Origin of the sequence: Streptococcus sp. 477, assembly GCF_013277295.1 — a bacterium.
Lineage (GTDB): Bacteria > Bacillota > Bacilli > Lactobacillales > Streptococcaceae > Streptococcus > Streptococcus pseudopneumoniae.
The window spans coordinates 44983-56756 of sequence record NZ_VMMQ01000005.1 but is presented as its reverse complement, the minus strand read 5'-3'; the positions used below and the strand labels follow the sequence as shown (position 1 = coordinate 56756).

Below are 11774 nucleotides of genomic sequence, written 5' to 3'. Positions count from 1 at the left end.
TCATACTCAATGAAAATCAAAGAGCAAACTAGGAAGCTAGCCGCAGGTTGCTCAAAACACAGTTTTGAGGTTGTAGATAAGACTGACGAAGTCAGTGACCATATCTACGGTCAGGCGACGCTGACGTGGTTTGAAGAGATTTTCGAAGAGTATTAGTCAATCTTATGCTGTTTTTTCCAAGATTGGATGGCCCATTTATGGCTACCACGTTTAAGATTTTGGATAGCCTCGTCAATAGGGAACCAGGCAATATGATTAAAGTCTTCTAGTGGATTTTGCACTTCTTTGAAAGAAGTCGCTTCATAGAGGTGGGCAGGATTGTAGTAGTAGGTATCACGATGACGAGAGTAGAAGTATTCATCAGCCTGTCCATAATAGGTACCAATTTCAGCTGTGAAACCAAGCTCTTCAATCAATTCACGCTTTAGGGCTTCCTGATGATTTTCACCTACTTCAATTTCGCCACCTGGTAGGAACCAAGCGCCATTAGGTGCTTGAACAAGAACAATTTGTTTTTGTTTAGCGTCAGGGATAACTGCATACACTCCATAGCGTGCAACATAGTCTGTATTTGCTTTTTTTTCTCCGAAAGTTGGGTTTGCCATTGCATTTTCCTCATTATCTAGTATCTTTATTATTATCATAATGGACAAAGGCAGAGCTGTCAAGAACTTATAGTTATTTTAGTAAAAAGAGCAGAAAATTTTCATTTTCTACTCCTTTTCTATAGGATTTATACTTCTTTTTCATAAGTTTTTACTTCAACTTTTTTGGCAGACTTAATTTGAATGTTTCCCTTGCTAGTCAGAACTGCTTTGAGGTCTTTTTCGCTTGGATTTTCAAGGTAGTAATCAGTGATTGCGTCTTCAATATAGTCTTGAATAGTGCGGCGAAGTGGGCGTGCTCCCATTTTTGGATCATAACCGAGGTCAACCAACTTTTCCTTGACCTTGTCAGTTACATCTAAATGAATGTTGTTGCTAGAAAGACGTTTGTTAACATCAGCTAGCATGAGCTCGACAATCTGAAGGAGGTTATCCTTGCTGAGAGCCTTAAATTCGATAATGCCATCAAAACGGTTCATAAACTCTGGGCTAAAGAAGTTGCCGAGTTCACCGAGAACAGAGTTGGTACGTCCTTCTCTAGCAGCCCCAAATCCAACGCTGGCTTCTGCCTTACCTGTACCTGCATTTGAGGTCATGATGATGATGGCGTCCTTGAAGCTAACGGTGCGTCCTTGCCCATCTGTCAAACGACCATCGTCCAAGACTTGAAGGAACATGTGCATAACATCTGGGTGAGCTTTTTCCACTTCATCGAGAAGGATGAGAGAATATGGATTGCGGCGAACTTTTTCAGTTAATTGACCAGCCTCATCATAGCCAACATAACCTGGAGGAGCGCCGACCAACTTAGCCACACTATGTTTTTCCATGTATTCGCTCATGTCAAAGCGAATCATGCTGTCAGCAGAACCAAAGAGTTCGATAGCTAGTTGTTTGGAAAGTTCTGTCTTACCGACCCCAGTTGGCCCGACAAAGAGGAAGCTTCCGATTGGACGGTTTGGCGTACCAAGTCCGACACGATTACGGCGAATAGCCTTAGCAATCTTATCGACTGCATCATCTTGGCCAATAATATGAGACTTGAGATCTTCGGCTAGATGGATGAGTTGAGATTGTTCTTTCTCTTTTAAATCACCAACAGGGATGTTGGTTTTCTGCTCAATAATATGCTCAATGGTTTTTTCACTGATGATTGGAGTATCCTGGTCTGTGACCTTTTTCTTTTGCATTTCCTTATATTTGGCAATCTGGTCACGGAAGTAGGCGGCTTTTTCAAAATCTTCTTCTCGTGTAGCTTGAGACTTGAGATTTTCAGCCTCAATCAAGTGCTGATCAATGATTTTAGGGTCTACAAAATTCAAGGTCAAATTCATCTTAGAACCAGCTTCATCTAGGAGGTCAATGGCCTTGTCAGGTAAGAAGCGATCTTGGATGTAACGATTAGAAAGAGTTGCAGCTGCTTCAATTGCAGCATCGGTATATTGAACGTGGTGGTAGTCTTCGTATTTCTTTTGAATCCCTTTGAGGATAGTGATTGTTTCTTCCACCGTTGGTTCATCAACCTTGACAGGCTGCATACGACGCTCGAGGGCAGCATCCTTTTCAATGATACGGTATTCATTGAGGGTAGTAGCGCCGACCAGTTGCAGTTCCCCACGAGCAAGGGCTGGCTTGAGGATATTTCCTGCGTCCATATTACCATCACTCGCAGAACCAGCACCGACAATTTCATGGATTTCATCGATAAAGAGGATGATGTCCTCACGTTTGCGAATTTCTTCCATGAGTTTTTGCATGCGTTCTTCAAATTGTCCACGGATCCCCGTTCCTTGCACCAAGCTAACCACATCCAGACGGATGACTTGTTTGCCTTGGAGTTTATGTGGAACATCACCATCAACAATTTTCTGAGCTAGGCCTTCGACAACGGCAGTTTTTCCGACACCCGGTTCACCGATAAGAACAGGATTATTCTTGGTTCTACGATTGAGAATCTCGATGACACGGATAATCTCATCGTCGCGTCCAATAACGGGGTCAATGTCTCCACGACGGGCAATCTCAGTTACGTTGATACCAAATTCTTCCAGCAGGCCTTTTTCTTGGCTTGCTGGTGGAGTTTGAGCAGAACCACGATTTTGGGAACCATAACCGCCGTTTCCACCGTAACCTCCACCTGATTGGGTTGGGGGAATAGGAGGAGTATTGCTAGAAGGTCTGAAATTGTTTAGGTCATTGAAAAAATCACCAAAGGGATCGAAGTCACGATTGTTCAGATCCGTCATACCTTTGAAGAGGCTATTGTTAGGATCTGTTTTGATAATCTTGTAGCAGTTTTGACAGAGGTCAATTTGTTTTTGTTTTCCATTGAGATTGGTGTAAAGATGAATTGTTGAGTCGTTGATTTTACAGTTTTGACAAAGCATACATCTACCTCATTTCTTTCTTTATCCTGATCTGTTTAAAGGTCAAAAATAGTCAAATTCCTATACTCTCATTATAACAGGATTGGGGTGTAAAGCAAGTAAAAAGATTGCAGCTTTGAAAAGTTGTTGCAATGAAAATTTTTGTGAATTTGGACTATAAAAAAATCCTATTTGTGAGACAAAAAGGATTTTGGTTAGACATGCAGGGACAATCCCAGCTTGTTTTAGATTAGTAGAGAAGTTCGTAAATCTCCATTGCAATTAAGTCAATGCTATCAAACGTATACGTTTCGCGAGCTTCTACGTCACGAAGGGTAAAGATTGAGCCGTTTTCTTCGTCGTGGCTGTACGCAACTTCTGCAACAACAACTCCTTCGCGTTCAAAATTACGTTTTAAATTTCCGCCATCGTTTGCCATTGCTTCAAGGCGGTTGATGATTCTAACCAAATGTGATTCCATTTTGATTCTCCTTCATTTCTTATCGTTACTATTTTACCATAAAGGAGGCCAACTTGACTAGAAAAAAACTAAGATTTCTCGCTAATTCTGCTAGTTTAAAGATTTTTAAATAAATTGGATAAAAGATTTGAATTTTAATTCAATATACGTTATAATCATACAGTATTCTATTTTAGAAAGCAGTGTGACTATGAATTTTTCTTTTTTACCTAAGTATTTACCTTATTTTAACTATGGGGCTGTTGTGACGGTTCTTATTTCTATCTGTGTTGTCATTTTGGGAACCATTTTGGGGGTTGTCTTGGCTTTTGGGCAACGTTCAAAGTTTAAACCGCTTGTTTGGCTGGCCAACTTGTACGTTTGGATTTTCCGTGGGACACCTATGATGGTTCAGATTATGATTACCTTTGCTCTTATGCACATCAATGCTCCGACTATTCAGGTTGGGATTTTGGGTGTTGATCTTTCTCGTCTGATTCCAGGGATTTTGATTATTTCTATGAACAGTGGTGCTTATGTTTCTGAGACTGTTCGTGCTGGGATTAATGCGGTTCCTAAGGGGCAGTTAGAGGCGGCCTATTCTTTAGGGATTCGTCCTAAAAATGCGATGCGGTATGTGATTTTGCCACAAGCAATCAAAAATATCTTGCCAGCATTGGGGAACGAATTTATTACCATTATCAAGGATAGCTCCCTCTTATCAGCTATCGGTGTCATGGAGTTGTGGAACGGAGCTACAACAGTTTCTACAACAACCTATCTACCTTTAACACCACTTTTATTTGCAGCCTTTTATTACTTGATTATGACTTCTATTTTGACCGTAGCCTTGAAAGCTTTTGAAAAACGTATGGGACAAGGAGATAAGAAATAATGACAGAAACCTTGATAAAAATTGAAAATTTACATAAATCATTTGGAAAGAATGAAGTATTGAAGGGCATCAACCTCGAGATTAAAAGAGGAGAAGTTGTCGTTATCATCGGTCCTTCAGGGAGCGGGAAATCTACCTTGCTTCGCTCTATGAATTTGTTGGAAGAAGCAACTAAAGGAAAGGTTATCTTTGAGGGAGTCGATATTACGGACAAGAAGAATGACCTGTTTGCCATGCGTGAGAAGATGGGGATGGTTTTCCAACAATTCAATCTCTTTCCTAATATGACTGTGATGGAAAATATCACCTTGTCACCTATCAAGACCAAAGGTGAAAGCAAGGCAGTTGCTGAGAAGAGAGCTCAGGAACTTTTGGAAAAAGTTGGTTTACCAGATAAGGCAACTGCTTATCCACAGAGTTTGTCAGGTGGACAGCAACAACGGATTGCCATAGCACGTGGTTTGGCCATGGAACCAGATGTTTTGCTCTTTGATGAACCGACTTCAGCCTTGGATCCTGAAATGGTGGGTGAGGTATTGGCTGTTATGCAAGATCTAGCCAAGTCAGGAATGACCATGGTTATCGTAACACATGAGATGGGATTTGCCCGTGAGGTGGCAGATCGTGTCATCTTTATGGCAGACGGTGTGGTTGTTGAAGACGGAATACCTGAACAGATTTTTGAACAAACCCAAGAACAACGGACTAAAGACTTCTTGAGTAAGGTTTTATAATCTATTTTAAAATTTCAAGACAAGATTAGTGAAAAGCTCAACCAGAGCTTTTTCTTATAGTTTGAAACTATAAGGTTGGCTAGGAAAGAAGTGTTAGAGGGTACTAGCAGTTTTTGGTATAATGGAAGATATTTGAAAGAAAAGAGAAGTGATATGACACAGATTATTGATGGGAAAGCTTTAGCTGCCAAATTGCAGGGGCAGTTGGCTGAAAAGACTGCAAGATTAAAGGAAGAAACAGGTCTAGTACCTGGTTTGGTAGTGATTTTGGTTGGAGACAATCCAGCCAGCCAAGTCTACGTTCGTAACAAGGAACGTTCTGCCCTTGCGGCTGGTTTCCGTAGCGAAGTAGTGCGAGTTCCAGAGACCATTACTCAAGAGGAATTGTTAGACCTGATTGCTAAATACAATCAGGATCCAGCTTGGCATGGGATTTTGGTTCAGTTGCCATTACCAAAACACATTGATGAAGAGGCGGTTCTATTGTCTATTGATCCAGAAAAGGATGTGGATGGGTTCCATCCCTTAAACATGGGGCGTCTCTGGTCTGGTCATCCAGTCATGATTCCTTCGACACCTGCAGGAATTATGGAAATGTTTCATGAATATGGGATTGAATTAGAAGGTAAAAATGCGGTCGTCATCGGTCGTTCAAACATTGTTGGAAAACCAATGGCCCAGCTTCTTTTAGCCAAAAATGCAACAGTAACCTTGACCCATTCACGCACCCATAATCTTGCCAAGGTGGCTGCTAAAGCAGATATTCTGGTGGTCGCAATCGGTCGTGCTAAGTTTGTGACTGCTGACTTTGTCAAACCAGGTGCGGTTGTCATTGATGTCGGTATGAACCGCGATGAAAATGGGAAGCTCTGTGGAGATGTTGACTATGAGGCAGTTGCCCCACTTGCTAGCCACATCACACCAGTTCCTGGAGGTGTAGGCCCTATGACCATTACCATGCTAATGGAGCAAACTTATCAGGCAGCACTTCGGACATTGGACAAGGACTAGGAAAATGAAATTCGTATTTGATTTGGATGGGACGCTGTCTTTTGACTATATGACCATAGATGAAGAGATTAGGCAGGTTCTTTTAAAGGCTGAAGATTATGGACATGAGGTTGTATTTGCCTCAGCACGCTCTTATCGGGATTGTTTAGGCTTATTAGGTTCCGAGCTTAGTCAGCGCTTGGTCATAGGTTTGAATGGTGGTGTAGCCTATTATCTAGGAAAAGCTATCTATGAAATGAATCTCGATGCTAGGATTTATCAGGCTTTAGTGGATTATTGCCAGACCTATAATCTTCCTTTCTTTGTAGATGATTGCTTTGACTATAGTGGTCAGATTCTAGAGAAGATTCCATTTTTCTCCAGTGTGGATCCCCTAAAGGTAGCTCGTCATCAGAAACTCGAGGACTTAGGGACTCCGATTAAGGTAGTCGTTTATATGGGTGACCATGAGGATTTACTTGATGATCTGCTTGGTCAGTTAGAAAGACTGGAGCTAGCCCATCTGTCTTATCATACGCATGAAAAGTGTCTTTATGTCAACCCCTTGGATACTCATAAGGCGACAACTGTTGAAAAGTTATGTGGGGAGAACTTCATTGCTTTTGGAAATGACCAAAACGATATTGAACTGTTTAAAACGTCTCTCTATTCTGTCCAGATTGGAGATTTCGCTGGCCTTACTCCATATGCAGATGAAACGCTAAAGATAAAGGGAGCTCCTTCTCCGACAGTAGCAGACAAAATCTTACAAACTTTTACGGAATTTAAGGGAAAATAGTAGAAAAGGAGGTCTGCGCCTCCTTTTTGTTGTATAATAAAAGCGAGAGGAAAAAAGGATGAAAGTGATTGATCAAACTTTACTAGAAAAAGTTATTATTGAACGTTCTCGTACAAGTCATAAAGGAGACTACGGTCGTCTACTGCTGCTTGGTGGTACTTATCCTTATGGAGGTGCTATCATTATGGCTGCACTAGCTGCTGTTAAGAGTGGTGCAGGATTGGTGACCGTTGGAACGGACAGGGAAAATATTCCAGCTCTGCACAGCCATTTACCTGAGGCTATGGCATTTTCTCTTCAAGACAAGCAATTGTTAAAAGAGCAGTTGGAGAAGGCAGAAGTTGTCTTGCTGGGACCTGGTTTAGGAGACGATGCTTTTGGAGAAGATCTAGTCAAACAGGTCTTTGCTAGCTTAAAACAGAATCAGATTTTGATTGTAGATGGTGGTGCCCTGACCATTCTTGCTAGGACAAGTTTGTCGTTTCCGTCTAACCAGCTTATCCTAACTCCCCACCAAAAAGAATGGGAAAAGCTGTCTGGTATTGCTATTGAAAAGCAAAAGGAAGATGCAACAGCTAGTGCCCTGACTTCATTTCCTCAAGGAACAATTTTGGTGGAGAAAGGTCCAACTACTCGTATTTGGCAAGTTGGCCAATCTGATTTTTGCCAGTTACAGGTTGGCGGTCCCTATCAGGCGACTGGGGGAATGGGAGATACGCTTGCTGGAATGATTTCAGGATTTGCAGGCCAGTTTAAGCAAGCTAGTCTTTACGAACGTGTGGCAGTAGCGACCCATCTTCATTCAGTTATTGCCCAAGAACTAGCTCAAGAACAGTATGTGGTTTTGCCAACGGAGATTAGTAATTGTCTTCCTAAAGTAATGAAAAGATATGTCTAAAATAGTTAGATAAAAAATGTTGATAATTTGTATCATTATTCTTAATTTACAAAAAACGAACGTTTAGCATTCTTCTCACGAAGAAATCAAATCTGTTCGTTTTTTTACTCTTATAAATCTATTTTTGTTAGAGTTTATTTGGTTTATATCCGTACTTAAAGTGATTTGTCAGAACTCTACTTTTATTAAAAAAATTCAATTTCAAGGATAAATAGGCAGTATTCTAAAGGTATTTTTAGATGAAATAAAAGCCTTTACATGGTATAATAGAAGTAGCTCTTTAATGGAGGTGTTTGAGTGGAAAATCTGAAGAAAATGGCAGGTATTAAGGCTGCTGAGTTCGTGAGCGATGGTATGGTTGTCGGACTGGGAACGGGTTCTACTGCCTATTATTTTGTCGAAGAAATTGGTCGTCGTATCAAGGAAGAAGGATTGCAGATTACAGCTGTAACGACTTCTAGCGTGACTAGTAAACAGGCTGAAGGTCTTAATATCCCGCTCAAGTCTATTGACCAAGTAGACTTGGTCGATGTGACGGTTGATGGCGCGGATGAAGTGGATAGTCAGTTTAACGGAATCAAAGGCGGTGGTGGTGCTCTTCTGATGGAGAAGGTTGTTGCGACACCATCAAAAGAATACATTTGGGTGGTGGATGAAAGCAAGCTGGTCGAAAAACTAGGTGCTTTTAAATTGCCAGTAGAAGTGGTTCAGTATGGTGCAGAACAGGTCTTTCGTCGTTTTGAACGAGCTGGCTACAAACCAAGCTTCCGTGAAAAAGACGGTCAACGTTTTGTGACGGATATGCAGAACTTTATCATTGATCTTGCCTTGGATGTCATCGAGAATCCAATTACCTTTGGACAAGAATTAGACCATGTCGTTGGTGTCGTAGAGCACGGTTTATTCAACCAAATGGTGGATAAGGTCATTGTTGCTGGACGAGATGGGGTTCAGATTTTAACCTCAAGAAAAGAAAAATAGAAGGGGGCATAAGATGTCTAAATTTAATCGTATTCATTTGGTGGTACTGGATTCTGTAGGAATCGGTGCAGCACCAGATGCTAATAACTTTGTCAATGCAGGGGTTCCAGATGGAGCTTCTGACACACTGGGACACATTTCAAAAACAGTTGGTTTGAATGTCCCAAATATGGCTAAAATAGGTCTTGGAAATATTCCTCGTGAAACTCCTCTTAAGACTGTACCGGCAGAAAGCAATCCAACTGGATATGCAACAAAATTGGAAGAAGTATCCCTTGGTAAGGATACCATGACTGGGCACTGGGAAATCATGGGACTCAACATTACTGAGCCTTTCGATACTTTCTGGAATGGATTCCCAGAAGAAATCTTGACAAAAATCGAAGAATTTTCAGGACGTAAGGTCATTCGTGAAGCCAACAAACCTTACTCAGGTACAGCTGTTATAGATGATTTTGGACCACGTCAGATGGAAACTGGAGAGTTGATTATCTATACTTCAGCTGACCCTGTTTTGCAGATTGCTGCCCATGAAGACATCATCCCTCTGGATGAATTGTACCGTATCTGTGAATACGCTCGTTCGATCACCCTTGAGCGCCCAGCCCTTCTAGGTCGTATCATTGCCCGTCCTTATGTAGGTGAACCAGGTAACTTCACTCGTACAGCCAACCGTCGTGACTTAGCCGTTTCTCCATTTGCACCGACTGTTTTGGATAAATTGAATGAAGCTGGTATCGATACTTATGCTGTTGGTAAAATCAATGATATCTTTAACGGTGTGGGTATCAACCATGACATGGGACATAACAAGTCAAATAGCCACGGAATTGACACACTGTTGAAGACTATGGGTCTTGCTGTGTTTGAAAAAGGATTCTCATTCACAAACTTGGTTGACTTTGATGCCCTTTACGGCCACCGTCGTAATGCTTACGGCTATCGTGATTGCTTGCATGAGTTTGATGAACGCTTACCTGAAATTATCGCAGCCATGCGAGAGAACGACCTTCTCTTGATTACTGCTGACCATGGAAATGACCCAACCTATGCAGGAACAGACCACACTCGCGAATATATCCCACTTTTGGCTTACAGTCCTGCTTTTAAAGGAAATGGTGTCATTCCAGTAGGACATTTTGCAGATATTTCAGCGACTGTTGCCGATAACTTTGGTGTTGAAACAGCTATGATTGGGGAAAGTTTCTTAGATAAATTGGTATAAGATGACGCGCTATGCTTTGCTAGTTAGGGGTATTAATGTTGGTGGCAAGAATAAGGTCGTCATGGCGGAGTTTCGTCAAGAATTGACAAAGTTGGGACTGGAAAAGGTTGAAAGCTACATCAACAGTGGTAATATCTTCTTTACTTCTACAGACTCAAAAGTCAAATTGATTGAAAGGTTAGAGACTTTCTTTGGGACTCGTTATCCATTTATTCAGAGGTTTTCTTTACTGAGTCAAGAAGATTATGAAGACGAACTTGAGAGTCTACCAGCTTGGTGGAATGAAGACTTGGCAAGAAAAGACGTTCTCTTTTACACTGAGGGTTTGGATGTGGAGCAAGTCATCGAGAAAGTAGGCAGTTTGAAATTGGAAGATGAGGTGCTTCATTTTGGAAAACTTGGTATTTTCTGGGGGAAATTTTCTGAAGAAACCTACTCTAAAACTGCCTATCACAAGGATCTGCTCAAGATGCCTTTCTATCGCCACATTACTATTCGTAATGCTAAAACCTTTGACAAAATTGGTCAAATGCTAAAAAATAATAAAGGAGACACACAATGAGATTTTTAAACAAAATCAATGAAACAGCTGCTTTCCTGAAAGACAAGGGAATTCAAGCGCCTGAGTTCGGTCTAATCCTTGGATCAGGACTGGGAGAACTGGCAGAAGAAATCGAAAATCCAGTTGTAGTAGACTATGCTCAGATTCCAAACTGGGGCCGTTCAACAGTAGTTGGTCACGCTGGGAAATTGGTATATGGTGAACTGGCAGGTCGCAAGGTCTTGGCTCTTCAAGGTCGCTTCCATTTCTACGAAGGGAATCCTCTGGAAGTGGTGACTTTCCCAGTACGTGTCATGAAAGTTCTTGGATGTGAAGGTGTCATTGTAACCAATGCAGCTGGTGGTATTGGATATGGTCCTGGTACTTTGATGGCTATCTCAGACCATATCAATATGACGGGGCAAAATCCATTGATGGGTGAAAACTTGGATGACTTTGGTCCTCGTTTCCCAGATATGTCTAAGGCCTACACACCAGAATACCGTGCTACTGCCCATGAAGTGGCTAAAAAACTTGGTATCAAGCTTGATGAAGGTGTCTATATCGGTGTAACTGGTCCAACTTATGAAACACCAGCAGAAATTCGTGCCTATAAGACACTGGGAGCTGATGCAGTCGGTATGTCTACGGTTCCTGAAGTTATCGTGGCAGCCCACTCTGGCTTGAAAGTTCTGGGAATTTCATGTATTACTAACTTTGCGGCTGGTTTCCAAGAAGAACTCAATCACGAAGAAGTTGTAGAAGTAACCGAACGTGTCAAAGGTGACTTTAAAGGCTTGCTTAAAGCGATTCTTGCAGAATTGTAAGAAAAAAGATTTAAAAGGGAGAATGCCTCTTTCCTTTCATGGTTGACTATTCGGAACAAAGAAGAAACATCGGTATACCATGAGATCCTTCCTGCTCTTGTAACTGAAAGAGTCTGATAGTTAGCATTGTGAAAGACAAGAATCTAGGATGCTGGAATTAGCTTCCTAGCCAAGCAGACTAGTATGATAAGAAGAGATAAGAATGAATTTATACTCAATGAAAATCAAAGAGCAAACTAGGAAGTTAGCCGCAGGTTGCTCAAAACACAGTTTTGAGATTGTAGATAAGACTGACGAAGTCAGTGGCCATATCTACGATAAGGCGACGCTGACGTGGTTTGAAGAGATTTTTGAAGAGTATTACTTTCTGAATTTCTTAGCCTTGTCCTATATAGGAGCAAGGAGAATTCGCTTGAGTCTGCTTACAAATAAACGAAAAGAAAGATAAAGAAT

General features: G+C 41.4%; 13 protein-coding genes. 10 read left to right on the top strand and 3 right to left on the bottom strand.

Features of this window, described 5'->3' with window-relative positions; genetic code table 11:
- Positions 1 to 152: 152 nt before the first annotated feature.
- The 3 genes from HT691_RS00555 to HT691_RS00545 form a co-directional block, all read right to left on the bottom strand.
- Positions 153 to 605, bottom strand: a complete 453-nt coding sequence (locus HT691_RS00555; RefSeq protein ID WP_000013081.1) for an NUDIX hydrolase — start codon at positions 603 to 605, stop codon at positions 153 to 155.
- A gap of 128 nt (positions 606 to 733) precedes the next feature.
- Positions 734 to 2992, bottom strand: a complete 2259-nt coding sequence (locus tag HT691_RS00550) for an ATP-dependent Clp protease ATP-binding subunit (protein WP_138706270.1) — start codon at positions 2990 to 2992, stop codon at positions 734 to 736.
- Positions 2993 to 3221: 229 nt separating this feature from the next.
- Entirely contained in the window at positions 3222 to 3452 is a 231-nt protein-coding gene (locus HT691_RS00545; protein ID WP_000443574.1) for a DUF1797 family protein, read from the bottom strand.
- A 190-nt stretch (positions 3453 to 3642) separates the two neighbouring features.
- On the opposite strand from HT691_RS00545, the gene HT691_RS00540 reads away from it, so the two are divergent.
- From HT691_RS00540 to HT691_RS11185, 10 genes are all read left to right on the top strand, one after another.
- Entirely contained in the window at positions 3643 to 4326 is a 684-nt protein-coding gene (locus HT691_RS00540) for an amino acid ABC transporter permease (protein WP_138706271.1), read from the top strand.
- A complete protein-coding gene (locus HT691_RS00535; protein ID WP_138706272.1) occupies positions 4326 to 5060 on the top strand; it encodes an amino acid ABC transporter ATP-binding protein in 735 nt (244 codons plus the stop codon). The genes HT691_RS00540 and HT691_RS00535 overlap by 1 nt, the downstream gene beginning before the upstream one ends.
- A 153-nt stretch (positions 5061 to 5213) precedes the next feature.
- Entirely contained in the window at positions 5214 to 6071 is an 858-nt protein-coding gene (locus tag HT691_RS00530) for a bifunctional methylenetetrahydrofolate dehydrogenase/methenyltetrahydrofolate cyclohydrolase (RefSeq protein ID WP_171043432.1), read from the top strand.
- A gap of 4 nt (positions 6072 to 6075) precedes the next feature.
- A complete protein-coding gene (locus tag HT691_RS00525) occupies positions 6076 to 6849 on the top strand; it encodes an HAD hydrolase family protein (protein ID WP_050261468.1) in 774 nt (257 codons plus the stop codon).
- A 58-nt stretch (positions 6850 to 6907) separates the two neighbouring features.
- Positions 6908 to 7747, top strand: a complete 840-nt coding sequence (locus HT691_RS00520) for an NAD(P)H-hydrate dehydratase (protein WP_138706273.1) — start codon at positions 6908 to 6910, stop codon at positions 7745 to 7747.
- 297 nt (positions 7748 to 8044) lie between these two features.
- Entirely contained in the window at positions 8045 to 8728 is a 684-nt protein-coding gene (gene rpiA, locus HT691_RS00515) for a ribose-5-phosphate isomerase RpiA (RefSeq protein WP_138706274.1), read from the top strand.
- A 13-nt stretch (positions 8729 to 8741) separates the two neighbouring features.
- Positions 8742 to 9953 (top strand): phosphopentomutase, encoded by a 1212-nt coding sequence (locus HT691_RS00510; protein WP_138706275.1) that lies wholly within the window; start codon positions 8742 to 8744, stop codon positions 9951 to 9953.
- Position 9954: 1 nt separating this feature from the next.
- A complete protein-coding gene (locus tag HT691_RS00505) occupies positions 9955 to 10515 on the top strand; it encodes a DUF1697 domain-containing protein (protein WP_138706276.1) in 561 nt (186 codons plus the stop codon).
- Positions 10512 to 11321: a purine-nucleoside phosphorylase gene (locus HT691_RS00500; protein ID WP_138706517.1), complete on the top strand. Its 810-nt coding sequence runs from the start codon at positions 10512 to 10514 to the stop codon at positions 11319 to 11321. The genes HT691_RS00505 and HT691_RS00500 overlap by 4 nt, the downstream gene beginning before the upstream one ends.
- Positions 11322 to 11523: 202 nt before the next feature.
- Positions 11524 to 11769: a hypothetical protein gene (locus HT691_RS11185; protein WP_101514602.1), complete on the top strand. Its 246-nt coding sequence runs from the start codon at positions 11524 to 11526 to the stop codon at positions 11767 to 11769.
- The last annotated feature ends 5 nt before the right edge of the window (positions 11770 to 11774 follow it).